General features: G+C 73.2%; 24 protein-coding genes. 10 read left to right on the forward strand and 14 right to left on the reverse strand.

What is annotated here, in order from left to right; translation table 11 throughout:
* Positions 1 to 52 precede the first annotated feature (52 nt).
* Positions 53 to 2,659 carry an ATP-binding protein gene (locus ABTY59_RS25920; RefSeq protein ID WP_352021435.1) on the forward strand — a complete coding sequence of 869 codons (2,607 nt, stop codon included), beginning with the start codon at positions 53 to 55 and terminating at the stop codon, positions 2,657 to 2,659.
* A 115-nt stretch (positions 2,660 to 2,774) separates the two neighbouring features.
* Here the strand turns inward: ABTY59_RS25920 and nucS are convergent, their stop codons facing one another.
* A complete protein-coding gene (nucS, locus tag ABTY59_RS25925; RefSeq protein WP_352021436.1) occupies positions 2,775 to 3,446 on the reverse strand; it encodes an endonuclease NucS in 672 nt (223 codons plus the stop codon).
* 249 nt (positions 3,447 to 3,695) lie between these two features.
* On the opposite strand from nucS, the gene ABTY59_RS25930 reads away from it, so the two are divergent.
* Positions 3,696 to 4,088 carry an SCO5389 family protein gene (locus tag ABTY59_RS25930; RefSeq protein WP_015036224.1) on the forward strand — a complete coding sequence of 131 codons (393 nt, stop codon included), beginning with the start codon at positions 3,696 to 3,698 and terminating at the stop codon, positions 4,086 to 4,088.
* Positions 4,089 to 4,198: 110 nt separating this feature from the next.
* Here ABTY59_RS25930 and ABTY59_RS25935 read toward each other — a convergent pair whose 3' ends face one another.
* On the reverse strand, positions 4,199 to 5,233 hold the full coding sequence (locus ABTY59_RS25935) for an LLM class flavin-dependent oxidoreductase (RefSeq protein WP_352021437.1): 1,035 nt from the start codon (positions 5,231 to 5,233) through the stop codon (positions 4,199 to 4,201).
* A gap of 198 nt (positions 5,234 to 5,431) precedes the next feature.
* Between ABTY59_RS25935 and ABTY59_RS25940 the strand changes: the two genes are divergently transcribed.
* A complete protein-coding gene (locus ABTY59_RS25940) occupies positions 5,432 to 5,758 on the forward strand; it encodes an Rv1322 family protein (protein ID WP_352021438.1) in 327 nt (108 codons plus the stop codon).
* A gap of 15 nt (positions 5,759 to 5,773) precedes the next feature.
* On the opposite strand, the gene ABTY59_RS25945 is transcribed toward ABTY59_RS25940, so the two are convergent.
* The 7 genes from ABTY59_RS25945 to mce all read right to left on the reverse strand — a co-directional run bounded on the left by ABTY59_RS25945 (position 5,774) and on the right by mce (position 16,289).
* Entirely contained in the window at positions 5,774 to 6,610 is an 837-nt protein-coding gene (locus ABTY59_RS25945; protein WP_352021439.1) for an ABC transporter permease, read from the reverse strand.
* Positions 6,607 to 7,839, reverse strand: coding sequence for an ATP-binding cassette domain-containing protein (locus tag ABTY59_RS25950; protein ID WP_352021440.1), 1,233 nt, complete (start codon positions 7,837 to 7,839; stop codon positions 6,607 to 6,609). The genes ABTY59_RS25945 and ABTY59_RS25950 overlap by 4 nt, the downstream gene beginning before the upstream one ends.
* Positions 7,840 to 8,087: 248 nt before the next feature.
* A complete protein-coding gene (locus ABTY59_RS25955; protein WP_352021441.1) occupies positions 8,088 to 8,867 on the reverse strand; it encodes an ABC transporter permease in 780 nt (259 codons plus the stop codon).
* A 3-nt stretch (positions 8,868 to 8,870) separates the two neighbouring features.
* Positions 8,871 to 9,839: an ABC transporter ATP-binding protein gene (locus tag ABTY59_RS25960; RefSeq protein WP_352021442.1), complete on the reverse strand. Its 969-nt coding sequence runs from the start codon at positions 9,837 to 9,839 to the stop codon at positions 8,871 to 8,873.
* A 95-nt stretch (positions 9,840 to 9,934) separates the two neighbouring features.
* The gene (locus ABTY59_RS25965; protein WP_352021443.1) at positions 9,935 to 10,870 is read right to left on the reverse strand and encodes a coiled-coil domain-containing protein; all 936 of its coding nucleotides are present in this window, start codon (positions 10,868 to 10,870) and stop codon (positions 9,935 to 9,937) included.
* A gap of 114 nt (positions 10,871 to 10,984) precedes the next feature.
* Entirely contained in the window at positions 10,985 to 15,622 is a 4,638-nt protein-coding gene (gene scy / locus ABTY59_RS25970) for a polarized growth protein Scy (RefSeq protein ID WP_352021444.1), read from the reverse strand.
* A gap of 214 nt (positions 15,623 to 15,836) precedes the next feature.
* Positions 15,837 to 16,289 (reverse strand): methylmalonyl-CoA epimerase, encoded by a 453-nt coding sequence (mce, locus tag ABTY59_RS25975; protein WP_352021445.1) that lies wholly within the window; start codon positions 16,287 to 16,289, stop codon positions 15,837 to 15,839.
* Positions 16,290 to 16,426: 137 nt separating this feature from the next.
* Here mce and ABTY59_RS25980 point away from each other — a divergent pair, with 137 nt between their 5' ends.
* Both ABTY59_RS25980 and meaB read left to right on the forward strand, forming a co-directional pair.
* On the forward strand, positions 16,427 to 17,635 hold the full coding sequence (locus ABTY59_RS25980) for an acetyl-CoA C-acetyltransferase (RefSeq protein WP_352021446.1): 1,209 nt from the start codon (positions 16,427 to 16,429) through the stop codon (positions 17,633 to 17,635).
* 29 nt (positions 17,636 to 17,664) lie between these two features.
* Positions 17,665 to 18,621, forward strand: a complete 957-nt coding sequence (meaB, locus tag ABTY59_RS25985) for a methylmalonyl Co-A mutase-associated GTPase MeaB (protein ID WP_352021447.1) — start codon at positions 17,665 to 17,667, stop codon at positions 18,619 to 18,621.
* A gap of 63 nt (positions 18,622 to 18,684) precedes the next feature.
* Here the strand turns inward: meaB and ABTY59_RS25990 are convergent, their stop codons facing one another.
* The 4 genes from ABTY59_RS25990 to ABTY59_RS26005 form a co-directional block, all read right to left on the reverse strand.
* On the reverse strand, positions 18,685 to 19,161 hold the full coding sequence (locus ABTY59_RS25990) for a MarR family winged helix-turn-helix transcriptional regulator (protein ID WP_123455439.1): 477 nt from the start codon (positions 19,159 to 19,161) through the stop codon (positions 18,685 to 18,687).
* A gap of 139 nt (positions 19,162 to 19,300) precedes the next feature.
* Positions 19,301 to 20,086: an AIM24 family protein gene (locus ABTY59_RS25995; protein WP_352021448.1), complete on the reverse strand. Its 786-nt coding sequence runs from the start codon at positions 20,084 to 20,086 to the stop codon at positions 19,301 to 19,303.
* A complete protein-coding gene (locus tag ABTY59_RS26000; protein WP_352021449.1) occupies positions 20,083 to 20,733 on the reverse strand; it encodes an AIM24 family protein in 651 nt (216 codons plus the stop codon). Before ABTY59_RS26000 ends, ABTY59_RS25995 begins: the two co-directional genes overlap by 4 nt.
* On the reverse strand, positions 20,733 to 21,371 hold the full coding sequence (locus tag ABTY59_RS26005; RefSeq protein WP_352021450.1) for an AIM24 family protein: 639 nt from the start codon (positions 21,369 to 21,371) through the stop codon (positions 20,733 to 20,735). Before ABTY59_RS26005 ends, ABTY59_RS26000 begins: the two co-directional genes overlap by 1 nt.
* Before the next feature lie 107 nt (positions 21,372 to 21,478).
* Here ABTY59_RS26005 and ABTY59_RS26010 point away from each other — a divergent pair, with 107 nt between their 5' ends.
* The 5 genes from ABTY59_RS26010 to ABTY59_RS26030 all read left to right on the forward strand — a co-directional run bounded on the left by ABTY59_RS26010 (position 21,479) and on the right by ABTY59_RS26030 (position 24,356).
* On the forward strand, positions 21,479 to 21,832 hold the full coding sequence (locus ABTY59_RS26010; protein ID WP_352021451.1) for a DUF3817 domain-containing protein: 354 nt from the start codon (positions 21,479 to 21,481) through the stop codon (positions 21,830 to 21,832).
* Positions 21,829 to 22,122, forward strand: a complete 294-nt coding sequence (locus ABTY59_RS26015; RefSeq protein WP_073808485.1) for an MTH1187 family thiamine-binding protein — start codon at positions 21,829 to 21,831, stop codon at positions 22,120 to 22,122. The genes ABTY59_RS26010 and ABTY59_RS26015 overlap by 4 nt, the downstream gene beginning before the upstream one ends.
* Positions 22,123 to 22,279: 157 nt before the next feature.
* Positions 22,280 to 23,002: a hypothetical protein gene (locus ABTY59_RS26020; protein WP_352021452.1), complete on the forward strand. Its 723-nt coding sequence runs from the start codon at positions 22,280 to 22,282 to the stop codon at positions 23,000 to 23,002.
* Positions 22,999 to 23,682: a DUF4166 domain-containing protein gene (locus tag ABTY59_RS26025; RefSeq protein WP_352021453.1), complete on the forward strand. Its 684-nt coding sequence runs from the start codon at positions 22,999 to 23,001 to the stop codon at positions 23,680 to 23,682. The genes ABTY59_RS26020 and ABTY59_RS26025 overlap by 4 nt, the downstream gene beginning before the upstream one ends.
* Positions 23,679 to 24,356, forward strand: coding sequence for a TetR/AcrR family transcriptional regulator (locus ABTY59_RS26030; protein ID WP_352021454.1), 678 nt, complete (start codon positions 23,679 to 23,681; stop codon positions 24,354 to 24,356). Before ABTY59_RS26025 ends, ABTY59_RS26030 begins: the two co-directional genes overlap by 4 nt.
* Here ABTY59_RS26030 and ABTY59_RS26035 read toward each other — a convergent pair.
* Complete coding sequence (locus ABTY59_RS26035; RefSeq protein WP_352021455.1) at positions 24,353 to 25,345, reverse strand: DUF5937 family protein; 993 nt, start codon at positions 25,343 to 25,345, stop codon at positions 24,353 to 24,355. The genes ABTY59_RS26030 and ABTY59_RS26035 overlap by 4 nt on opposite strands.
* Positions 25,346 to 25,442: the final 97 nt, after the last annotated feature.

Here is a 25,442-nt window from a genome sequence, read left to right on the forward strand (position 1 = left end):
TCGGACGGAACCACCGGCGGGTACCGCACACCGCTTCTTGGGGGCTTGCACCATGGACCCGATCAACCCTGGGTCGGAGGAGTACGGTCACGACACCGAGGGCGAGGAGGCCCGCCAGGGCCGCGGCGTGCCCGCGCAGACACCCGCGCGCGCCCGTGTCGTCCGGCTCGTCTCCGGCGAACTGCTCCTCACCGTCAACCCCGTCGACGGCAGCGAGATCGAACCCTGCCCGCCCGGGCAGGAACCGGCCGCCCCTCGCCCCCGCACCTCCGAGGAGCGCGCCGAGGCCGCCCGCGCCGCCGCCCCGCCCGTCCCGCCGGGCCCCGCCGCACCCGCGCTCCCCCTCCTCGAACGCCAGGAGGAGCGCGAGCGGCTCACCGGCATCCTCGGCAGAGGCCGCTGCGCCCGCCTCCTCGGCGTCCCCGGATCCGGCCGCACCGCCCTCCTCGACGCCGTCGCCGCCGACTGCGCCGACCTCGCCCCCGACGGCGTCGTCCGCCTCTCCGGCCACCACCGCACCCCCACCGAACTGCTCCACGAGCTGTTCACCGCCGTCCGGTACGCCCCCGACCGGCGCCCCGACCGCGCCGGACTCCTCGACCTGCTCGGCGACATCGGCGCCGTGGTCGTCGTCGACGACCTGGAGTTCGGCGGCGCCGCCCTCGACGAGCTCCTCGCCGCCGCCCCCGAGTGCGCCTTCCTCCTCGCCGCCGGCCCCGAGACGCCCGCACCCTCTCCCGACGCCCCCGTCGAGGAGGTCCTCCTCGCCGGACTCGGCCGCGCCGCCGCCCTGCAACTCCTGGAGAACGCCGTCGGCCGCACCCTCACCGACGAGGAGTCCAACTGGGCCGGCGACCTGTGGTTCGAGTCCGAAGGCCTCCCGCTCCGCTTCGTCCAGGCCGGCGCCCTCCTGCGGCAGCGCGACCGGCTCCGCGTCACCCCCGCCGAGTTCGACGCCTTCGGCGCCCTCGAAGAGGCCTTCGGACCCACCGACCCCGCGGCGGCCGCGGCCGTGGCCGCCGCCGCCTTCGACGGCGTCGAGGACCCCGACGTCGAACTGCGCGAGATACCGCTGCCCAGCCTCGGCGAGGGCGCCGCCCCCGCCGCGCTCCTCGCCTCCCGGCTCAGCCGCTCCGCCCAGACGGCCCTGCGCTACGCCGTCGCCCTCGGCGGCGAGGTCCCGCACCAGGCCCATCTGCCGGCCCTCGTCGGCGACACCCACGCCGACGCCGCCCTCGGCGAACTCATGTCCTGCGGACTGCTCTCCCCGGTCGGCCCCCGCTACCGGCTCTCCGCCGGAGTGCTCACCCAGCTCCTCGCCCACGGCTACGAACGCGAGGCCGCCGACCGCGCCCACACCGTCGCCCAGCACTACGCCTGGTGGGCCGCGCACCCCTCCGTCACCCCCGAGCGGGCCGCCGCCGAGTCCGACGCCCTCCTCGCCGCCCTCACCGCGCTGATCCCCGGCACCGGCGACGACGCCGCCGAACACCGGGCCACCGCCGTCCTCCTCGCCCGCGCCGCGGCGCCCGCCTTCGCCGCCGGGCTGCACTGGGGCGCCTGGGAGCGCGCCCTGCGCGCCGGACAGGAAGCCGCCCGGCTCGCCGGCGAGGTCGCCGAGGAGGCGTACTTCCACCACGAGCTCGGCGTCCTCGCGATCTGCGGCGGGAACCTGGAGCGCGCCCGCGCCGAGCTGGAGGCCTCCATCGCCATGCGCGGAGTGCTCGCCGACAAGCGCGGCACCGTCGCCGGCCGCCGGGCCCTCGCCCTCGTCGCCGACCTCTCCGGCGAGCACGCCGCCGCGCCCCCCGCCGAGGAGCCCGTCTCCCCGCCGCGCGGCACCCCCGCCCTGCGCGGCACCACCCCCGCCCTGCGCGGCCCCGCCGCCCGCCCCGCGCTCCCGCGCCCCGAGGCCGTCACCGCGCCGCTGCCAGGCGGGCCCGTCCGCACCCCGGCGAAGCCCGCCGGGCCCGCCTTCCCGGACTTCGCCGCCGACGGGCCCACCCTCATCACCCGCCCCGACACCGCCGAGAGCGGCGACCGCCGCCCCGGCCTCAGGAGCGGCATCCTCGGCGGCGCCCGCCGCAACCTCGTCGCCGTCGGCGCGGGCGCGCTCCTCGTCGCCGTCCTCGGCACCGTCGTCACCCTCGGCGCCACCTCGGGCAACGGCGAGGACCCCGCCACCGACCGCGTCACCTCCGACAGCACCTCCGACGTGAGCGGCATCGACGACGGGCTCGACGGCGAGGAGCCGCCCGCCGACGGCGAGGCCGACCCGGCACAGACCGGCACGGCCACGCACGCGGACTCCCCGAGCCCCTCGGGCTCCGGCAGCGCGTCGCCGTCCGCCTCGACGGACCCGTCGACGTCGGGATCGCCCTCGCCCTCGGACAGCCCGTCCCGGACGACCGGAGCGCCGACGGCGACGACGGCACCGCCGACCGGCCGGCCCACGGCGACGCGTCCGCCGACGCCGACCAGCACGCCGCCGAAGCCGACGACCACCCCGCCGAAGCCGCCGACGACGACCCCCGCGCCGCCGACGACCGAGCCGCCCACGACGGCCCCTCCGACGACGACCGCGCCTCCCGAGACGGGCGAGACGACGACCCTCGGCGCCTCCTCCGGCACCCCCGCCGGCACGGAGGCGCCGGCCTGACCCCGTACGGACACGACGACGGCCCCGGGCGCGCTCACCGCACCCGGGGCCGTCCCCGTGTTCCGTACCGCCGGGCGCGGCTAGGGGGTGTTTCGAAAGTCCTGCACAGCACCCCCTAGAACAGCCGCAGCTTGTCGTCCTCGATGCCGCGCAGCGCGTCGTAGTCGAGGACCACGCAGCCGATCCCGCGGTCCGTCGCGAGGACCCGCGCCTGCGGCTTGATCTCCTGGGCCGCGAAGACGCCCTTCACCGGCGCCAGGTGCGGGTCGCGGTTGAGCAGCTCCAGGTAGCGGGTCAGCTGCTCGACGCCGTCGATCTCGCCGCGCCGCTTGATCTCCACCGCGACCGTCGCCCCGTCGGCGTCCCGGCACAGGATGTCCACCGGGCCGATCGCGGTCGGGTACTCGCGGCGGATCAGGGTGTAGCCCTCGCCGAGGGTCTCGATGCGGTCGGCGAGGAGCTCCTGGAGGTGCGCCTCCACGCCGTCCTTGATGAGACCCGGGTCCACGCCCAGCTCGTGCGAGGAGTCGTGGAGGATCTCCTCCATCGTGATGATCAGTTTCTCGCCCGCTTTGTTGATCACGGTCCAGACGCCCGCCTCACCGTCGACACCCTCCTTCAGCGTGCACGGCGGGGACATCCAGTTGAGCGGTTTGTACGCCCGGTCGTCCGCGTGGATCGAGACGCTGCCGTCTGCTTTGACGAGGATCAGACGGGGTGCGGAGGGCAGGTGGGCCGTGAGCCGGCCCGCGTAGTCCACGGAGCAACGGGCAATGACGAGACGCATGGTCGCCAACGCTACAAGACGGGCGCTCTTCCGCGCGATTCGGGCATCGGACGGGTGCGCGACGGGGGTCGTCGTGAGCCGAACACCCGTCGGTTATCAGCCGGTTGTGTGCCCATTCTTCTGGTGCGGCCCGGACCGCGCGCTTACCGTGGAAGCTGGAGGTCGTCGTCCGTGCACGCTGCGTGTCGTACGGACGGCCCTCGCCCCTGCCCGCAAGACCCCGTCCGCGGGGTCGCGAGAGGAGAACCCATGTCGCTCGACGTCTCACCGGCCCTGTTGGAACAGGCCGAGCGAGGCGAGGTCGACGAAGCCGACTTCGTCGACTGCGTCCGGACCTCCCTGCCCTACGCATGGGAGATGATCAGTTCTCTGGTGGCACAGCTGAAGGTCGACGGCGGAGAGTTCGCCGACAACCAGACGCCGCCGCCGAATGAGCAGGCACGTGGTCAGCTGCTGCGCGCGCTCGCGAGCGATGCCATTCGTGGTGCGCTGCAGCGGCACTTCGGGGTGCGTCTCGCCTTCCAGAACTGCCACCGCGTGGCGGTCTTCCCGCTCGACCCGTCGGTGGACGAGCGACTCGCCCGTTTCACGTCCGTACGGGGACAGCTGCTGAACCAGTCGCCGGAACTCCGCGACTGCTGAGACATGGTGCTGCCGCTCCGCAGCGCGGGAGAACGCGAACGATGCGAGCCGACGCGCATCGCCGCCGAAAGGCGCCGGAGCGGCAGCGCGGTCCCGGACCGGGACCGCCCTCACACCAGGAGCGGCAGGACCTCCGCGCCCAGCCGGCGGACGTTCTCCTCGGTCGCCGCGAGGTCGCCCGAGCCCTCCGCAAGCAGCGCGAAGCGCGTGATGCCCGTGCGCTCGGCCGTCGCCGCGAGCCGGTCCGCGGCGTCTCGGGGCGTGCCCACCGGGTGCAGCCCGCACAGCAGCTCCGTGTACGCGACGGGGTCCCGCATCGCCCGGTGCCGGCCGTCCACCGTCACATGCGCGTCGAGCCCCTGCTTCAGCCAGCCCGGCATCGCCTTCACCAGCGCCTCCGCCGCGTCCGCCCCCCGGTCCGCGAGCTGCACCACACCCGCCGACACATGGCCGGCGCCGATCCGCGCGATCTCGTCCGGATCCCGTCCCGCCTCCCGCGCGCAGCGCGCCCAGGCGGCGACCATCCCGGCCTTGTCCTCGTCGCCGCAGTGCATGCCGAGCAGCATCGGCAGCCCGCGCTCCGCCGCGAGCCGCACGCTCTTCGGCGAGGTGCAGGCCACCACCACCTCGGGGGAGGCGGTCCCGCCGATCAGCTCGTCGGGCCGGGGCACCACGGGCACGTCACGGAAGGCGAACCGTTCCCCCGAGGCGCCGACGCGCGGCTCGGTCAGCCAGCGCAGCAGCAGGTCGAGCGATTCGGGGAACCCCTTCTCGTACGCCTCAAGACCCGCGCCGAAGACCTCCAGATCGACCCACGGCCCGCCCCGGCCCACCCCGAGGGTGAACCGGCCGCCCGAGGTGAGGTGCAGCAGCGCCGCCTGCTCGCCCAGGGCGACCGGGTGGACGGTCGGCAGCACGCTCACCGCCGTGCCCACCCGGAGCCGCCGTGTGCGGCCGAGGAGCAGCGCGGCCAGTGTCACGGCCGAGGGGCACACCCCGTACGGCACGAAATGGTGCTCGGCGAGCCAGACGGAGTCGAGCCCCGCCTCCTCGGCCACCTCGGCGGTCCGCACCGCTCGGTGCAGTGCCTCCCCCTGGCCCTGGCCCGGGAACTGGGCTGCCAGAACGAACGTACCCACGCGCATCGCCTTCTGCCTCCTTGCGGCCGACGCGTATCTCCCCTCGCACAGGCAACAACGTCTGACACGTGCCAAAGGCAACGGCCGTTCATGAAGTTCTTGCGATTTTCGGCTAAGCCGTCCCGGGTGGGGCCCGGGGCACCACATGGCGGCCCGTAGGCTGGAGGGAACGGTCCGTGTTCCCAGCCCCTGTGAGGTGTGCCCGTGTCCCCGCGTCACAACCGCTCCAATGGCGGCGGCAAGCCCGAGCAGCAGGGCGACCACGGCGACCGGTACGGCGGCGCGCAGCGCACCGAGAGCTGGCAGGGCGAGGAGTGGTACGTCCGGCTCGTCGCCGGGGCGAGCGCACCGGGCAAGCGCTACCGCTGCCCGGGCTGCGACCAGGAGATCCCGAGCGGCGCCCCGCACGTGGTCGCCTGGCCGGAGTGGGGCGGGGTCGACGACCGCCGCCACTGGCACAAGGCCTGCTGGAACGCGAAGGACCGCCGCACCAGCAGGGTGCAGCGGTCCCGCAACGCGCCGAGGTACTAGCCGGCGTCCCCCAGGTCAGACGTCCCGGCTGTTCAGCAGGGCGAAGGCGCCGCCCAGGGCCGCCGCCGCGATCGCCGCCATGATCAGCAGCGGCTCCCAGCCCGCCGGGCCCGAGTCGCCGAACGGCGGCCGCTCGCTGTACAGCGCGATCATCTGCGAGGGGATCGCGTAGGTGAAGAGGAACTCCTGCACCGACTTCAGCGCCGGGGAGAACATGAACAGGGCCGCCACCAGCGGCAGCAGCAGCAGACCGATCATCACCGTGATCGCGCCGGCCGAGTGCCGGATCAGCGTCCCCACCGCGAGCGACATCAGACCGAGCACCGCCAGGTAGGCGCCCGCGCCGACCGTCGCCCGCAGCCACTCGCCGCCCGTCGGCTCCGCAGCCGTGTCCACGATGCCGACCTGCGCCAGCGCCACGAGCGTCGCGATCACGGTGGTCACCGAGAAGACCAGCAGGAAGAAGACGATCGCCTTCGCCAGGAGCACCCGGGCCCGGCTCGGGCAGGCCGTCAGGGTCGTACGGATCATGCCCGTGCCGTACTCGGAGGCGATCGTCAGGACGCCGAGCGTGATCACGCAGATCGACGCCGGCAGCATCCCGAAGAAGCCGAAGGCGAGCGCGGACTCCTCGCCCATCGGGGCCTCGGAGGCCGACGCGATGGCGGCGACGCCCAGGCCGATGGCGAACATCAGCAGGATCATGACCCCGAGCGTCCACATCGTCGAGCGCACCGAGCGGATCTTCGTCCACTCCGAGGCGAGCGCGTCACCGAGGTGCGCGGCGCGGACCGGGATGGGGGAGACGTAGGCGTGCGGCGCCGGAGCGTGGTGGGGAGCGGGGGCGGTCATCGGGCGTCCTTCGGGGTGTCGCTCGGCTGCGGGAGGCCCGGCTGCGGGGCGGCCGGAGGGGCGTACGGACCGGGGGCGGCGGCCGGCGGCGCGGCCGGGGCGCCGTACGGACCGGGCGCGGCGGCCGGGGCACCGTACGGACCCGGCGCCGGGGCCTGGCCCTGCGGAGCGCCGCCGTACGGGTTCTGTCCGGGCGGCGGCGGGGCGTACCAGCCCTGCTGCGGCACGTCCTGGACGAGCTGCTGCTGCGGCGGCGCCCCGTACCCCGGCTGACCCGGCTGGAGCGGCGGCTGGAGGTGGGCGAGGCGGTCGTCGGTGGACCGGTAGTCCACGGCGCCCTGCGTCAGCCGCATGTACGCCTCCTCCAGCGAGGCCTGGTGCGGGGACAGCTCCCAGAGCCGTACGTCCGCGCCGTGCGCCAGGTCGCTGATCCGCGGAAGCGGCAGGCCCGTCACGCGGAGCGCGCCGTCCGGCTCCGACAGCACCTGGCCGCCTGCCTCCACCAGGACCGAGGTCAGCTTCTCCCGCTGGGCCGGCTCGGTCCCCGGGGTCCGCACGCGGGCGAAGTCGGCGGAGTTCGCCGAGATGAAGTCCGTGACGCTCATGTCCGCGAGGAGCTGGCCCCGGCCGATCACGATCAGGTGCTCGGCGGTCAGCGCCATCTCGCTCATGAGGTGGCTGGAGACGAAGACCGTGCGGCCCTCGGCGGCCAGCTTCTTCATCAGGTTCCGCACCCAGAGGATGCCCTCGGGGTCCAGACCGTTGACGGGCTCGTCGAAGAGCAGCACCTGGGGGTCGCCGAGCAGGGCCGCCGCGATGCCGAGCCGCTGGCCCATGCCGAGCGAGAAGCCCTTCGAGCGCCGCTTGGCGACGTCCTGGAGGCCGACGACCCCGAGGACCTCGTCGACGCGCTGCGCCGGGATGCCGGCCAGCTGCGCGAGCGACAGCAGGTGGCTGCGGGCGCTCCGGCCGCCGTGCACGGCCTTGGCGTCGAGGAGCGCGCCGACCTGCCGGGGTGCGTTCGGCAGCTGTCGGAAGGGGTGGCCGCCGATGGTGACATGGCCCGCGGTGGGCCGGTCGAGCCCGAGGATCATGCGCATCGTCGTCGACTTGCCGGAGCCGTTGGGCCCCAGGAACCCGGTGACGACACCGGGCCTCACCTGGAAGGAAAGGTTGTACACGGCCGTCTTGGCGCCGTAGCGCTTCGTCAGGCCGACTGCCTCGATCATTCTCCAGCCCCATCGACAGGTCGCTCGCGTGCGTGTCGGGGCGTGGCGGCCGTCGGCCGGAGCCCCCGTATGAGCTAGGAGCTTATCCAGCCGTTGACGGTTCCGGCCAAGCGAAGGAAAACCTCCGGGTGAATCCCTGGACGACCCCTACGGGGCCGGGGTGTCCGGTCCCGAGGGGCCCGACCCTCCCGAGTCGACGGGCCCGGTCGTCCCCGGCCGACGGGCCCGGTCGTCCCGAGCCCGCCGGCTCAGGCGTCCCGGTGCTTCAGCACCAGGTAGCCGCCGAGCAGCGCGGCCGCCACCCAGAGCACCATGATCCCGAGCCCGCCCCAGGGGCCGTACGGCGCCGCCTCCGAGCCCATCGCGTCCGGCACCACCTGCATGATCTTGGAGCCGGCCTGGTCGGGGAAGTACTTGGCGACCTCCTTGGCCTTCGGGACCGCGGAGAGGATCTGCGAGATCAGGAAGAAGAACGGCACCAGGATGCCCAGCGACAGCATCGAGGAACGCAGCATCGTCGCCACGCCCATCGAGAACACCGCGATCAGACCCATGTAGAGGCCGGCGCCGACCACCGCGCGCAGCACGTTGTCGTCACCGATGGAGGCCCGGTGCTCGCCGAGCAGCGCCTGCCCGAGGAAGAAGGAGAGGAAGCTGGTCGCCAGGCCCACGGCCAGGGCGAGCACGCCGGCCACCGCGATCTTCGAGAACAGGAACGTGGCGCGCTGCGGGACCGCCGCCAGCGAGGTGCGGATCATGCCCGAGGAGTACTCGGTGCCGACCACCAGGACGCCGAAGACCACCATCGCCAGCTGGCCGAGGATCATCCCGGAGAAGCTGGCGAACGTCGGGTCGAAGGTGGCCCGCTCCACGTCGCTGAGGTCGTCGAAGGTCGACTTGAACAGGGCGCACAGCGCCGCGCTCATCGCCACCGTGACGAGGAAGGCGCTCGCCAGCGTCCAGACGGTCGACGACACCGTCCGGATCTTGGTCCATTCGGACTGCAGGACCGCGGATGCCGCTGCCATCGATCAGGCTCCCTCGGAGGTCGTGCCCCACTGGGGGCCGGGCGCCGCGGCGCCGCTGTGTACGTCGGTGCCGTGCGCGTGGTACTCCACCGCACCGGCCGTCATCTGCATGAACGCTTCTTCGAGGGAGGCGCGCTGCGCGGACAGCTCGTGCAGCACCAGCCCGTGCTCCGCCGCGAGTTCGCCGAGCTTCTCGGTCGTCGCCCCGTCCACCTCAAGGGTGCCGTTGCCCGCCTCGACCGCGATGAACCCGTTGGTGTGGAGCACGTCCCGCAGCCGCTCCTGCTGCGGAGAGCGCATCCGTACGTAACTCCGGGAATTCTGGTGGATGAAATCCGCCATCGAGGTGTCGGCCAGCAGTTTTCCCTGCCCGATCACGATCAGATGATCGGCCGTCAGGGCCATTTCACTCATCAGATGGCTGGAGACGAAGATCGTCCGGCCTTCGGCCGCCAACGCCTTCATCAGATTGCGGATCCAGTGAATTCCCTCGGGGTCCAGACCATTGACGGGTTCGTCGAACATCAGGATCTCGGGATCCCCGAGAAGAGCCGACGCGATCCCGAGCCGCTGTCCCATACCGAGGGAGAAGCCCTTCGACTTCTTCTTCGCGACCGGCGTCAGACCCACCAGGTCGAGCACCTCGCCCACCCGGCTCGCCGGGATCCGGTTGGACTGCGCCAGACACAGCAGGTTGTTGTACGCGGAGCGGCCGCCGTGCATCGCCTTGGCGTCGAGCAGCGCCCCGATGTACTTGAGCGGCTCGGCCAGCTCCCGGTAGTGCCTGCCGTCGATCCGGACCGTCCCGCTCGTCGGGTTGTCCAGGTCGAGCATCATCCGCATCGTCGTCGACTTGCCCGCCCCGTTCGGCCCGAGGAAGCCGGTGACCACGCCAGGACGCACCTGGAAGGAGAGGTGGTCGACCGCGGTCTTCGTCCCGTAGCGCTTCGTCAGGCCCTCAAGCTCGATCATGCGTCCCAACCTACGGGCGCGCAAAACCCTCCGCCACCGGAATGACGGAGGGTTCCGACGGTTGCCGCCCGTTCGTCACGCGGCCTTCGGGTGCGTCACCGCGACTGCTGGGCCGGGACGCCCGCCGTGCGCTCGTCGTCGATCGGAGAGCCGGCCGCCGCCACCGCGGCACCGGTCAGCGTCGCCAGCATCTCGCGGACGTTGGTCAGCTGCGCGTTGATCGAGTCGCGGCGGTTCGTCAGCGCCGCGAGCTCGCGCTCCGATTCCGAACGGATCCGGTCGGCCTTGGCGTTCGCGTCGGCCACGATGTCCTCGGCCTGGCGCTGCGCGGTCTCCACCGTCTGACGGGCCCGGCGCTCCGCGTCCGTGCGCAGCTTCTCGGCCTCCAGGCGGAGCTGCTCGGCGCGGTGCTCGATCTCGGCGAGACGCTTCTCGGCCTTGGCCTGACGCGAGGCCAGGTCCCGCTCCGACTGCTCGCGGCGCTTCGCCAGGTTCGTCTCGAAGTCCGCGGCGGCCTGGGCGGCCTTGGCGCGGGTCTCCTCGAAGAGGGCGTCCGCCTCCTCACGCTTCGACTGCGCGTCCTTCTGCGCCTCGGCGCGCAGCGAGTTGGCCTCGCCCTGCGCCTTCTCGACGATCCGGACGCCCTCGTCCTCGGCCTTCGCCTTGCGCTCGGCCGCGAACGACTCCGCGTCGTTGCGCACCTGCTGGGCGGCCGACTCGGCCAGCTCGCGGTGCTGCTCGGCGGCGCGACGGGCCTCCTCACGCAGGTCCTTCGCCTCCTCCTCGGCGAGCCGGAGGATCTTCTCGACCCGGGCACCGAGTCCCGCGTACGACGGCTCGGCGTCGGTGACCTGCGCCTGGGCGTTCTGCGTCTCGAGGTGGAGCTCCTCGATGCGCTTCTCCAGCGAGGTGATACGGGACAGGGCGCTGTCGCGGTCGGACACGAGCTTGGTAATGCGGTCGTCCACCTGACCGCGGTCGTAACCGCGCCGCACGAGCTCGAAGCCGAAGGGGGAGGATGTGTCGCTCATGGGTTTCCTGTCGAATGAGACCGGTGAGGTGTTAGAGGGAATCCTAGGGGCCGAAGCGGCGTGTCATCGAGCGTATGCCCGTTTGATCTGGAGAATGTCCAGCCTTTTGAGTGGCTAGCCGTCCTGAGGCTTGCCACCCGTACGAGTGGACCCCGATGACGCACCCGCCTTGACCCCGTCCTTTCCGGCGGACGGCGTCTCGAAAGACTCCAACGCCTCCAGGACGTCCTGGACACGGGAGATCTCCGCATTGATGTCCTTGCGACGCCGCGTCAGGGTCTCCAGCTCGCGCTGTCCTTCCGCGACCGTCTCCTCGGCCTCGGCCGCCGCCTCCGCGCGGATCCGCTCGGCCTCCGCCTTGACGGCCTCGGCCTCCGCGATCAGCGAGGCCTTCTTCTGCGCGGCCTCCTTCAGGAGCCCGTCCGCCTTGCGGACTGCGGCGATCCGGACCTTGCTCGCCTCCGAACTCGCGTCGGAGAGCAGCTCCTTCGCCTTCTCCTCCGCCTCGGCGCGCTGCTCGGTCGCGGCCTTCACCAGCTTGTCGACGCGCTCCCCGGCCGTCTTCATCTGCTCCGCCGTCTCGCGCCGCGCCCGCTCGTGCAGCTCCTCGATCTCCCCCTCGATCCGGCCCCGCAGCTCCTCGGCCCGCTCCCTTATGGCCGTCGCGTCGCTGCGTGCCCCGACCAGGAGCTCGTCCGCGTCCGTACGGGCCTTCTCCACCAGCGAGTTGCCCTCGACGGTCGACTCGGCGACGATCCGCTCGGCCTCCTTGCGGGCCGCGCCGACCATCGTGTCCGCCTGCGACTCGGCCTCCGTGGTGGCGCGCAGCGCCTCCTCCTGGGCCTTGGCGACGAGCTGGTCGGCCTGCTCGGCCGCGTCGGCACGCTTGCGGGCGCCGGCCTCCCGGGCCTCGTCGAGCGTCCGGTCCGCCTCCGCGCGGGCCTCGGCGCGCATCTGCTCGCCCGCCGCCGCGGCGTCGGCCTTCACCCGCTCGGACTCGGTACGGATCCGCTCGGCGTCCCGCAGGGCCTCGGCGATCGCCTCGGCGCCCTCGGCGCGCAGCCGCTCGGCCTCCTCCGCGGCCGCGCCGACGGTCTGGGCGGCCTCGGCGCGGGCGTCCGCGCCCACCGAATCGGCCAGCTCGGCCGCCTCGTTCACGATCCGCTCGGCCTCGGCGGTGGCCTCGCCGACGAGGGTGTCGGCCTGCCCGGCGGCGTCGGTACGGCGCTTGTCGGCGGCCTTGCGGGCCTCGTCCAGGATCTGGTCGGCGTCGGCGAGCGCGGCGTTGCGCAGGGCCTGCGCGTGCGCCTCGCCGTCCGCCTTGACCTGCTCGGCCTCCGTGCGCAGCCGCTCGGAGTCCCGCTCGGTCGTCTCGCGCAGCTCGGCGGCCTCGGCCGCGATCCGCTCGGCCTCGGCGGTGGCCTCGCCGACGAGGGTGTCGGCCTGCTCGGCGGCGTCGGTACGGCGCTTGTCGGCGGCCTTGCGGGCCTCGTCGAGGACCTGCTCGCCCTCGGCGCGGGCCTCCGCGCGCAGCGCCTCGGCCTGCGCCTCGCCGTCGGCCTTGACCTGCTCCGCCTCGGCCCGCAGGCGCAGGGCGTCCTGCTCGGTCGTCTCCATCAGCTCGACCGCCTCGGCGGTGAGCCGCTCGGCCTCGGCGGTGGCCTCGCCGACGAGGGTGTCGGCCTGCTCGGCGGCGTCGGTGCGGCGCTTGTCGGCGGCCTTGCGGGCCTCGTCGAGGACCTGCTCGCCCTCGGCGCGGGCCTCCGCGCGCAGCGCCTCGGCCTGTGCCACGCCGTCGGCCTTGACCTGCTCGGCCTCGGCACGCAGCTCGGCGGCCTCCGCGCCGATCCGCTCGGCCTCGGTGGTGGCCTCGCCGATGAGGGTGTCGGCCTGCTCGGCGGCGTCGGTACGGCGCTTGTCGGCGGCCTTGCGGGCCTCGTCGAGGACCTGCTCGGCCTCCGCCCCGATGCGCTCGGCCTCGGCCCGCGCCTCGCCGACCGCCGACTCGGCGCGCTCGGCGGCCTCCGAACGGATCCGGTTGGCGTCGTCCCGGGCGTCCGCGCGCGTGCGGGCCGCGTCCTGCTCCGCCGAGGCGAGCGCGTCCGTCGCCTCGGTCCGTACCCGCTGCGCGTACTCGGCGGTGTCCGTCCGCAGCTTCTCCGCCTCGGCGAGCGCGTCCGTGACCGTCCGCTCCGCCAGCGCCTTCGCGGCCTCCGACTCCTCCTGAGCACGCTCGCGCGTGCGGACGGCGTCCTCCGACGCCCGCTCCCGCTCCTCGTACGCGTCGGCGCGGACCCGGTCCGCCTCCTCCTGCGCCTCGGTCCGCGTCCGCTCGGCCGCGTGCTCGGCGGCGCTGCGCAGCCCGGCGATCTCCTCCTCGGCCTGCTCGCGCAGCCCGGCCACCGAGTCCCGCACCTCCTGGGCGGTGTGCTCGGCCACGGCGACCATCTCGGTCGCCCGGGCGTCCGCCTCCTCGACCAGGCGCTGCGCCTCGGCCTGCGCCTCCTCGACCCGCTTGCGCGCGGCGGCGAGGAGCTCCTCGGACTGCTCGCGGGCGTGCTCGCGCTCCCGGCCGGCCTCGGAGCGGGCCGATTCGAGCGTCTCCTCGGCCTCCCGGCGGCGCCGGACGGCCTCCTCCTGCGCGGCGGCGAGCGCCTCGGCGGCCTCGGCGGCGACCCGCTCGGCGGCGGCCGCCGCCTCGGCCCGCACCCGGTCGGCGGTCTCCTGGGCCTCCGAGCGCAGACGCTCGGACTCCTCGGCGGCCTCCGTGCGCAGCCGTACCGCCGCCGCCTCGGCCTCGGTGCGCGCGGTGGACGCGTCCGACGCGGCCTCGGCCCGCAGCCGCTCGGCCTCACGCTCGGCCTGTTCCTGGAGGGACCGGATCCGCTCGGCGGCCTCGGTCCGCAGCCGCTCGGTCTCCTCGGCGGCCTCGCGCCGGATCCGCTCGCCCTCGGCCCGGGCGTCGGTGAGCTCCTCGCCGGCGGCGGCGACCTTCGCCTCGGCGTCGGTGTGCAGCCGGGTCAGCTCGTCGGCGGCCTCGGCGCGGCGCGCCTCGGCGGCCCGCTCGGCGTCCGCGCGCAGTCCGGCGGCGGCCTCCTCGGCCGCGCCCTTCACGGACTCGGCCTGCTCCTCGGCCTCGGCGCGCAGCCGCTCGGCCTCGGCGCGGGTGCGCTCCAGGGTCTCCTCGGCCTGGGTGCGGAGCGTCTGGGCGCGCTCCATCGCCTCCGACTTGACCCGCTCGCTCTCGGCGCCGGCCTTGGTGCGCTGCTCCTCGGCGTCCGTGCGGGCCTTGGTGAGGAGCTCCTCGGCGGTCCTGGCCGCCTCCTCGATCTGCTGGAGGGCCTCGCGGCGGGCCTCGGAGCGGATCCGCTCGCCCTCGTCGACGGCCTCGGCGCGCAGCGCCTCGGCCTCGCCGCGCAGCCGGCGGGCCTCCTCCTGGAGCTCGACGGTCTTGGCGCGGTACTCCTTGGTGTCGTCCTTCGCCGAGCCGAGCAGTTCGTCGGCCTGCTCCCCGGCCTCGGCGCGCAGCCGGTCGGCCTCGGTCTCGGCCTCGCGGCGGACCCGCTCGGCCTCCTCGGAGGCCTTGCGGGTGGTCTCCCGGGCGTCCTCGGAGGCCTTGGTGAGGATCTCCTCGGCGTTGCGCGCGGCCTTGGCGAGCGCGGCGGCGGAGTCCTCGGCGGCGGCCGTGACGGCCTTCTCGGTCGCGTCGGTGACGAGCTTCTCCGCCTGGGCGGTGGCCTCGCGGAGCTTCTCCTCGGCCTCGGCCTTGAGCGCCTCGGCCTCCTTGGTGGCCTCGCCGACGAGGCGGGCGATCTCGGCCTTGGCGGTGCGGGTGCGCTGCTCGTTGACGGACTCGGCGCCGGCGAGCTGCTTGGCCGCGGCCTCCTTGGCCTCGCCGAGGGCCTTCTCGGCCTCGGCGCGGGCGACCCGCAGCTTCTCCTCGGCCTCCTGCAGGCGCTGCTCGGCGGCGCGCGACAGCTCGGTGGCCTGGCGGCGGGCCTGGTCGGTCTCGACGGCGGCGGTGGAGCGGAGCTGCTCGGCGTGGGTGGTGGCCTCCTGCGCCTGGCTGGAGGCGGCGCCGATGAGCCGCTCGGCGTCCTTGCGGGCGCGCAGCAGAATCGCTTCGGCCTCGGCTCGGGCGGACTCCGCCTCGGCGCCGACGCGGCGGCTGGTCTCCTCGGCGAGGCGGGTGGCCTCGGCGCGGGCGGTGGCGAGCGACTGCTCGGCCTCCGCCCGGGACTCCTCCATCAGACGGCGGGCCTGGGACTCGGTGCGGGCGCGCAGCTGTTCGGCCCAGGCGACGTTCTCGTTGACGTGCGCCTCGACGGTCTGGCGGCGCTCGTTGAGTTCCTGGTCGAGCTGCTGGCGGCGCTGGACGGCCTCGTTGTGCAGCTCGGCCTGGAGCCGGGCCTGGTGCTCGGCGTGCTCCTGGAGGATGCGCTGGGTCTGGGCGCGGGCCTCGCGCAGCTCGCGCTCGGCGTCCTGGCGGAGCTGCTCGGCCTGCGCCTGCGCGTTGCGCAGCATCTGCTCGGCCTGGTAGCCGATGTCGGCGCTGTCGTAGGCGGGCCGGGACGCGATGGTGCGGCGCGCCTCGTGGAGCTTGGCGCGCAAGACCTCGACCTGGTAGCCGAGGTCCTCGGCGTGCTGGACGGCCTTCTCGCGTTCGGTCTTCAGCCGGTCCATCTCGGCTTCGAACCTGGCGAGATGGTCGTCTTCAGCTCGGTGGCTCTCCTGGCGTTCGTAGCCCCGCACTGCGCGGTCCCATCCTTCCCCGAAGCTCTTCGAGCAGGGGAGACCCCAACCCTGGTCGCAACTCCAACGAGCACGCCCTCACGGCCGAGGACGGGCCCCCGGGGAATCGTGGCAGATCGGACGACCCCGACAACCCGACTTCGGTGCCGCACGGAGTGGCCCCGACCGGCCCCGGCCCGGAGCCGCCCACTCTACCGGGCCAGGAATCCGGAGGTCAGTGCTCCGCTGAGGAGTGGTCAGCGGACGGCTCGGCCGAAGTGACCAGTTCCGTGAGGACGCCGTGGCAGTCCTTGGGGTGGAGGAAGGTGATGCGGGAGCCCATGGAGCCGATCCGCGGCTCGTCGTAGAGGACCCGGACGCCCTTGCCGCGGATGGCCTCGGCGTCCCCGTCGACGTCCGCCGTGCCGAAGGCGATGTGGTGCACGCCCTCGCCGTTCTTGGCGAGCCACTTGCCCACCGCGGAGTCCTCGCGGGTGGGCTCCAGGAGCTGGAGGTAGGAGGCCCCGCCGTCGTCGGTGGCGTTGATCCTGAGCATGGCCTCGCGGACGCCCTGCTCCTCGTTGACCTCGGAGTGGTAGACCTCGAACCCGTACGTGGCACGGTAGAACTCGACGGTCTTGTCCAGGTCGAAACAGGCGATCCCGATGTGGTCGATACGCGTCAGCATGCCTCCAGTCCACCGCTGAACAGGTGGTTACGCAACGTGCGCGCGATCACACCATCCGGCCGGTGACCGCGCGCGGCGCCTCTCAGTACATTGGCGGTAAACCCTCGTTCACTCCTCATCCCAAGGGGCCGTGCCTCATGTCTGGAACGACCGGTACCACCTCAGTGATCGTCGCGGGCGCCCGCACGCCCATGGGTCGCCTGCTCGGCTCGCTCAAGTCCTTCTCGGGCGCCGACCTGGGCGGCTTCGCCATCAAGGCGGCCCTCGACCGGGCCGGCATCGGCGGCGACCAGGTGCAGTACGTGATCATGGGCCAGGTGCTCCAGGCGGGCGCCGGGCAGATCCCCGCCCGCCAGGCCGCCGTCAAGGCGGGCATTCCGATGAGCGTCCCCGCGCTCACCATCAACAAGGTGTGTCTCTCGGGTCTCGACGCGATCGCCCTCGCCGACCAGCTGATCCGCGCCGGTGAGTTCGACGTGGTCGTCGCCGGCGGCCAGGAGTCCATGACGAACGCCCCGCACCTGCTGCCGAAGTCCCGCGAGGGCTTCAAGTACGGCGCGATCGAGATGCTCGACGCGATGGCGTACGACGGCCTGACCGACTCCTTCGAGGGCATCGCCATGGGCGAGTCCACGGAGAAGCACAACACCCGCCTCGGCATCGGCCGCGAGGTGCAGGACGAGCTCGCCGCCCTCTCGCACCAGCGCGCCGCCGCGGCCCAGAAGAACGGCATCTTCGAGGCCGAGATCACCCCGGTCGAGATCCCGCAGCGCAAGGGCGACCCGGTGATCTTCTCGAAGGACGAGGGCATCCGCGCGGAGACCACCGCCGAGTCCCTCGGCAAGCTCCGTCCGGCCTTCGCCAAGGACGGCACCATCACCGCCGGCACCGCCTCGCAGATCTCCGACGGCGCCGCCGCCGTGGTCGTCATGAGCAAGGCCAAGGCGGAGGAGCTGGGCCTGGAGTGGATCGCCGAGATCGGCGCCCACGGCAATGTGGCCGGCCCGGACAACTCGCTCCAGTCGCAGCCGTCCAACGCGATCGCGCACGCCCTCAAGAAGGAGGGCCTGGGCGTCGAGGACCTCGACCTGATCGAGATCAACGAGGCCTTCGCCGCCGTCTCGCACCAGTCCATGAAGGACCTCGGCGTCACCCCCGAAAAGGTGAACGTCAACGGTGGTGCCATCGCGCTCGGCCACCCGATCGGCATGTCCGGCGCCCGTCTGGTGCTGCACCTGGCCCTGGAGCTCAAGCGGCGCGGCGGCGGTGTCGGCGCGGCGGCCCTGTGCGGTGGTGGCGGCCAGGGCGACGCGCTGATCGTGCGCGTCCCCGGCAACGGCAAGTAAGCACCCGGCTCAGGCAAGGAGCAGCGCAGATGGTGGACGTCCCCGAACTCGTCGCCCAGGCACGGGAGGGCAGGCCGCGGGCCGTGGCCCGGCTGATCTCGCTCGTGGAGGGGGCGTCCCCGCAGCTGCGCGAGGTGATGGCGGCGCTCGCGCCGCTGACCGGCGGCGCGTACGTGGTGGGCCTGACCGGCTCGCCGGGCGTGGGCAAGTCGACGTCGACGTCCGCGCTGGTCTCCGCGTACCGCAGGGCGGGCAAGCGGGTGGGTGTCCTGGCCGTCGACCCGTCCTCCCCGTTCAGCGGGGGAGCGCTGCTCGGCGACCGGGTCCGGATGTCGGAGCACGCCTCCGACCCGGGCGTCTACATCCGCTCGATGGCCACCCGCGGCCATCTGGGCGGGCTCGCCTGGTCAGCCCCGCAGGCCATCCGCGTCCTCGACGCGGCCGGCTGCGAGGTGATCCTGGTGGAGACCGTCGGTGTCGGGCAGTCGGAGGTCGAGATCGCCTCCCAGGCCGACACCTCGGTCGTGCTCCTCGCGCCCGGCATGGGCGACGGGATCCAGGCCGCGAAGGCGGGCATCCTGGAGATCGGCGACCTGTACGTGGTGAACAAGGCCGACCGGGACGGCGCGGACGCCACCGCCCGGGAGCTCAACCACATGCTGGGCCTCGGCGAGGCGCGGGCCGCGGGCGACTGGCGGCCGCCGATCGTGAAGACGGTCGCGGCGCGCGGCGAGGGCATCGACGAGGTCGTGGAGGCCCTGGAGAAGCACCGCGCCTGGATGGAGGAGCACGGGGTCCTGGCGGAGCGCCGCCGGGCCCGTGCGGCGCGCGAGGTGGAGACCATCGCGGTGACGGCCCTGCGCGAGCGCATCGGCGATCTGCACGGCGACCGGCGTCTCGACGCCCTCGCGGAGCGGATCACGGCGGGGGCCCTCGATCCGTACGCGGCCTCGGACGAGCTGGTCGCGAGCCTGACCGGAAACTGATCCCCGTACGTACGCGAAGGGCCTCCCCGGTCACCCGGGGAGGCCCTTCGCGTCTATGTCAGGTCAGGGCTTGCCGCGGCGGCCGCGGAGCTGTTCGGCGATCGGCTTCAGGGACTCGTGGAGGTCGCCGAGGGCCTCGCCGCTGAGCTGGTCGATGAAGTGCCTGCGCACCGACTCGACGTGGTGCGGGGCGACCTTGCGCATGGTCTCCATGCCGTCGTCGGTCAGCACGGCGTAGAGCCCGCGCCGGTCCGACTCGCAGTTCTCGCGGCGTACGAGCCCGGCGTTCTCCATGCGGGTGATCTGGTGGGAGAGCCGGCTCTTCGACTGGAGGGTGGCGGCGGCGAGGTCGCTCATGCGCAGCCGCCGTTCCGCCGACTCCGAGAGGTTCACCAGGATCTCGTAGTCGTTCATGGTCAGGCCGAAGGGCTGGAGGTCCCGCTCCAGCTGGTACGTCAGCATTCTCTGGACGTCCAGGAACGTGCGCCAGGCGCACTGCTCGCCGTCGGTGAGCCAGGGTGTGGCCGTCTCGGTGTCCATGTATGGATTCTACCTAAGAAGTTGAATACTTGACGAAGTCGGGGAGTGTGACGCCGCGCACCGCGTCGGGCGGTCCGGGCCTTCAGGCGTCAGCCACCGGTGCAGACGTTCGAGGACGTCACACTCCGCAGACTACCGGCTACAGGCCGAAGCGACGCTGGAGGTCACCGAGCTGGCCGGGAAGGCGCGGTACCGATCCCAGGGCCCCCTGGCCGGAACCAGGCGCCCCGTGTCCGCCCGGGACACCCGCCTGCGCCGGCGGCGCGCCGATCGCCCGCTCCGCCATCAGCAGCTCGGTCGACTGGAGCAGCACCGTGCCCGCGCCCACGAACTCGAACTGGTGCTCCTCGCCCGAGGTGCCGCCGATGCCCGTCAGCGCCCGGACGCCGCCCATCACGCCCGTCATGTACCCGTGGTCGTAATGGTGACAGGGCGAGGGGCAGTCCGCCCACCCGACGAGCGCCTGCGGATCCACCCGCATGGGCGGCTCCATGAAGACCACCGGGCCGTTCGAGGCCGCCACGAACTTGCCCGTGCCGATCAGCGTCACGAAGCCCGGCACGATCGACTGCTTCAGCGCCAGCGTCGGCTGGTAGGCCAGCAGGTTCCCGGAGCGGATCGTCAGATTGCCCTCGTCCAGGTCGTACGAGTTCACGTCGAACGCCCGGTCCGCGAGCAGCATCTTCCCGCTGCCCTCCGCCACCACCCAGTCGCTCGCGTGCAGCGGCGAGTGGAAGGACGTCCGCACCAGCCGGTCGAGACGGCCGTGCCCGATGCCGTTGAACTCGATCCGCCCGTAGTAGGCGATCATCTTCCCCTTCTGCAGGAACCACTGGGAGCCCTTGAGCTCCACGCAGAAGGTGTACGGATTGACGTTGTCGTCCGACGGCAGGGAGTGCGGGTCGTGGATGACAGGGGTGCTCACAGCTTCTCCTCCGAGGCCTGGACGTACACCGCGCCGCTGCCGCTCAGCTCCAGCTGGAACGCCTCGCCCGAGCCGCGCCCCACCATGTCGCGCCAGCCCAGCGCCGTGGAGAGCTTGTTCCGCACGTCGCCGTGGTGCGCCACGTACGCCTGCGGGTCGACGTGGACCGGGCGGCCCGGGGTGATCGGCAGCTCGATGACGCCGCCGTGCGCCATGACGGCCACCGAGCCGTGACCCTTCAGGGTCGTCGTGAACAGGCCCTGGCCCGTCACCTGGCCGCGGACCATGCCCATGACGCCGCCCTGCGAGCCCATGAACATCGTGCCCTGCTCCAGGGTCCCGTCGAAGGCGAGCAGCCGGTCGGCCTCCACGTACAGGGTGTCGCCGGTCAGCGCGATCACCTGGATGTGGTGACCGCCGTGCCCGAACATCACCGTGCCGTTGCCCTCGACGGTCATCAGCGGGGTCGCCTCACCGGCCACCCGGCGGCCGATCATCGACATCAGGCCGCCCTGGCCGCCCGCCATGTTCGGCGTGAAACTGACGTCGCCGCGGTACGCGAGCATCGCGCCGCGCTGGCTGAACATCCGCTGCCCCGGGATGACGGTCGCCTCGACCATCTTCGAGTTGATCTCGCGGAACGGCATCAGACGTCACCGCCGATCGTGTTCCGCTCGCTCGGCTGGACGTACACGAGGCCCTCGCCCTCGAAGCGGATCTGGAACGCCTCGCCGCCCCCCTCGCCCATCAGGGTGCGGAAGGTCACCCCGGACTGGAAGTGCTGCTGGAGGTTGCCCTGGTGGGCGATGTACGCGCCGGGGTCGACCTGGAGCGGGTACTGCGGGGTCACCCGCAGCACCACGGCGGGACCGTCCGACATGATCGCCGCCTGGCCCGTGCCCTCGACGGTCGTGGTGAAGAGCCCGTTGCCGGTGGCGCCGCCGCGCAGACCCGTGAAGGTCGTGCCGGTGCGCAGCCCCGCGTCGGTGCAGAGCAGATTGCTCGCCTCCACCCAGAGCTTGTCGCCGTGCAGCGAGACGAGGTTGATCTCGGAGGCGCGGTCGGCGAACCAGCAGGTCCCCTGGCCCCGGACCTCCATCACCTCCATCTGCTCACCCGTGAGCCGGCGGGTCACCATGCCGCGCAGGCCCTCACCACCGCCGCTCATCTTCTTGAACGCCATCTGGCCGTCGTAGGCGACCATCGAGCCGTTCTTCGCCTTGACGGCGTCGCCGGTCATGGAGACGGCGAGCACTTTGCTGCCTTGGAGTCGGAACGTTGCCACCCGAGGAAGGTACTGGGCCCCCGGCTAAAGAGACAGCAAAGTCGCCGTGCACAATGGACGGGCCCTTGTGCATCCGTTCACAAGATCGAACGAAGGTGACCCCCTCCGTGGACATCAAGACCGCTTCCTCCCTCCACCGGCTCCGGCTCGTCTCCGCGCCGGAGGCCGTCTCGTTCCTGCTCCTGCTGGTCTGCTCGGTGCTCAAGCGGACGACGGACTTCAACGCGGTGCCGGTGATGGGCGCGATCCACGGCATTCTCTTCGTCCTGTACGTCCTCTTCTGGCTGGACGCCTGGAACCGCACCAAGTGGAGCTTCGGGACGGCCGCCCTCTACTTCGTCCTCTCGGTGCTGCCCCTGGGCGGCTTCTACGCCGAGCGGAAGCTGAAGCGCGAGGCCGCGGACGCGGTCATCGCCTCCCGCGCCCGCGCCGAGCAGGCCCAGGGTGCGGTGAAGGCATGATCGTCGCCTTCTCCGTGACCCCCCTCGGTGTGGGGGAGGAGGTCGGCGAGTACGTCGCCGACGCGGTCCGGGTCGTGCGCGAGTCGGGGCTCCCGAACCGCACCGACGCGATGTTCACCTCGGTCGAGGGCGAGTGGGACGAGGTGATGGACGTCGTGAAGCGCGCCGTCGCCGCCGTCGAGGCCCGCGCCCCGCGCGTCTCGGTGGTGATGAAGGCCGACATCCGCCCGGGCGTGACGGACGGCCTGACCTCGAAGGTCGAGACGGTGGAGCGCCACCTCGGAGCCTGACGCCCCCGTTCGCGTACGACGAGCCCCCGGTCCTGGATCCAGGACCGGGGGCTTCTTCGTGACCGCCGGTTGAGCGAGTGCTCAAAATCCGCTACCTTCCCTCCCGAGGCAGTTTTGAGCAGTCGCTCAAAATGCTGGATGAGCAGGGGGAACGCCCATGGGGCTCTACATCGAGACGCGGATACGCGCCGACCTGGAGACCCTCTGGGAGCGCACCCAGGAGCCCGACCGCCACCAGCGGTGGGACCTGCGGTTCACGGAGATCTCGTACCTCCCGCGCGCCGACGGCGAGCCCCGGCACTTCCGCTACGCGACCCGCGTCCTGCCCTTCCTGGTCGTCGCCGGCACCGGTGTCTCCGCGGGGGAGCGCCACCGGGCCGGCGGCGACCGGGTCTCCGCCCTCCGGTTCGCCTCGCCGTACCCGCTCTCGCTCCTCGCCGAGGGCAGCGGCTACTGGCGCTACGTCCCCACCGACGACGGCGTCCGCTTCCTCACCGGCTACGACTACCGGCCCCGCTGGGGCCGCCTCGGCCGCGTCGCCGACCGGCTCCTCTTCCGTCCCCTCATGGGCTGGGCCACCGCCTGGTCCTTCGACCGGCTGCGGCTCTGGTGCGAGCGGGGCATCACCCCCGAGCGCTCCCGCGACCGCTGGCTCCTCGAAACCACCGCCCGGATGCTGCTCGTGGCCCTGCCCTGGCTCGCCACCGTCCTGCCGCTCGGACCCGTGTCGCTCGCCGGCGTCCCCCTCACCGTCCTCGGGCTCGCCGCCGCCATCCTCGTACCGCCCTCGTCGCGCACCCCCGCCGCCCGGCGCTGCGCGCGCACCCCGCCCGCCCGCCACCGGGAGCCCCGGCTCCTCGCCACCCTGGAGCAGCCATGACCTCGATCTTCCGCACCGCCATGGGGGACGCCGAGTTCGAACGGCTGCACCCCGAGCTCCAGCGGCGCTTCTCGGTCGGGCTCGCCGGCGGCGAGCTGTGCGTCGGACGGGGCGTCATGGACCACATCTGGCACGGCCCGGCGTTCGTGAAGCCCTTCCTCGCGCTCGGCGGACTGCGGAACATCCTGCTGCCCCGCACCGGCCGTGACATCCCCTTCACCATCGAGAACGTGCCCTACCTCGACTCGTACGGACGCGAGACCGTCACCTTCGTCCGCACCTTCGACCTGCCCGGCGGCCCCCGGCGCTTCGACGCCACCATGGTCCACAGCCCCGAGCGCGACTGCGTCCTCGACTACCTCGGCACCCACCAGCACCTCGCGAGCGACCTGCACCCCACCGCCGAACCCGACGGCTCGCTCCTCATCACCTCCGGCGAACACCGCTTCCGCGAAGGCCCGCTCGACGTGCGCGTCCCCGCACTCGTGGGCGCCCGGGCCGAGGTGCGGGAGTCCTACGACGAACGCGCCGGCCGCTTCCGCATCGACGTCCGGGTGGTCAACCGGTACTTCGGTCCGCTCTTCGGCTACCGGGGGTCCTTCACCGCCACCTACGCCGACGTAGGCTCCCACGGGGTGCGCGCGGGGCTGCGCCCGGTGCGCGAGGAGGTACGGGCATGAGCGGGCGGACGGCCGGGGGCGTGAAGGCCCAGGAGGCGAGGAGCCAGGAGACCCGCGAGAAGCTCCTCGACGGCGCCCTGCGCACCCTCGTCGACCAGGGCATCGCCAAGGCCTCCGCGCGCGCCATCGCGACCGCCGCCGGGGTCAACCAGGCCCTCGTCTTCTACCACTTCGGCTCCGTCGACGAGCTGCTCTCCGCCGCCTGCCGGCACGGCGCCGAGCAGCGGGTGGCCCGCCACCGGGAGCGGCTCCGCGCCGTCACCAGCCTCTCCGAACTCCTGGCCTTCGGCCGCGAGATGCACACCGAGGAGCGGGACGCCGGCCACGTCGCCGTCCTCGGGCAGCTGCTCGCCGGCGCCCAGACCCACCCCCGGCTCGCCCCCGCCACCGCCGCCGGGCTCGACCTGTGGATCGCCGAGATCGAGCAGGTGCTCGTCCGCGTCCTCGCCGGGACCCCCCTCGCCGGGTTCACCGACCCCGCGGGCCTCGCCCGCGCGGTCGCCGCCTCCTTCGTCGGGCTCGAACTCTACGAAGGCGTCGACCCGGCGGGCGCGGAGGCCGCGCTCACCGCGCTCGAACAGCTCGGCGCCCTGATGGCCGCGGTCGAGGAACTGAACCCGGTGGCCCGCAGGGCCGTCACGTACACCCTGCGACGGCGCCTCGACGCGCCCTAGGGGGTCTCGGGCCGCGACACCGCGATGCCCAGCGGGGTCCGCTCGTACAGCACCTGGTGGCCGTACCGCCGTGACGTGAGCAGCCCCGCGTCCCGCAGCACCGACAGGTGCGAGGACACGGACGAGGGCGCCCGGCCGAGGAGATGGGCCAGCGCCGTCGTCCCCATCGGCTCGTCGAGCGCGCACAGCACGTCCGCGCGCACCGGGCCGAGCAGCCGGGCCAGCACCTCCGGGGTGCGGCCCCCGGCCTCCGTCCAGAGCCCGCCGATCCCGCGCGCCGGATAGACCACCGTCGGCTGCCACGGCGGATCGAAGCCGCTCACCACGTCGGGCCAGGTGAACACCGACGGCATCAGGACGAGCCCCTGCCCCTCCAGCGGCCGGATGTGCTCACCGGCGTACGCCACGGTGAGCGTCGAGGTCCCCGCGTCCCAGGCGAAGGCCGGGTGCAGCTCGCCCAGGAGCCGTTCGAGCCCGCCCTCCGCGAGCCGCCGCGAGTGGTACGCCACGTCCGCCTCCAGGAGCGCGCGCAGCCGGGGCCAGTGCGGGGCGATCAGCGCCTCCCACGCGGCCCGGAGCAGCGTGGCGAGCCGCTCCACCGCCCCGGCGGGGTCGGCGAGCATCCGGCGCCCCTCGGCGGTGTCCGCCGCCCCCGGCGTCTCGGCGAGCGCCCGCTCGAAGTCGCCCAGGGCCAGCGCCGGATCGGTCTCGCGGACGGCCCGGATCTCGTCCTCGATCGCGGCGGCGGGGCCGAGCGGCGGCGGGTAGAGGAAGTCCGGGCTGTGCCCGCGCAGCGGCATCAGCAGCTGGAGCGGTGCGAGGTCGACTCCGCGCGCGGCGTCCGCGATCCGCCGCATCCACGGCAGGTGGTACCCCTGCTTGGCGGGCCGCGCGAGCACCCGCACGGCGGAGTGCGTCTCCCAGAGCGGCGAGATCGCGAACCGGATGCGCAGCGGGTCGGCCTCGCCGAAGTGCAGGTGGTACGGCACGGGCCCTCCCCGGACATTCGTCTGGAGCCGAAAGTCTAGGGCGTGGCTCGCGTGCCCGGCAGGCTGCGCCCATGCCCGAGAACGACACCCGGGCGCC

Source organism: Streptomyces sp. NPDC096079 (assembly GCF_040303145.1).
Taxonomy (GTDB): domain Bacteria; phylum Actinomycetota; class Actinomycetes; order Streptomycetales; family Streptomycetaceae; genus Streptomyces.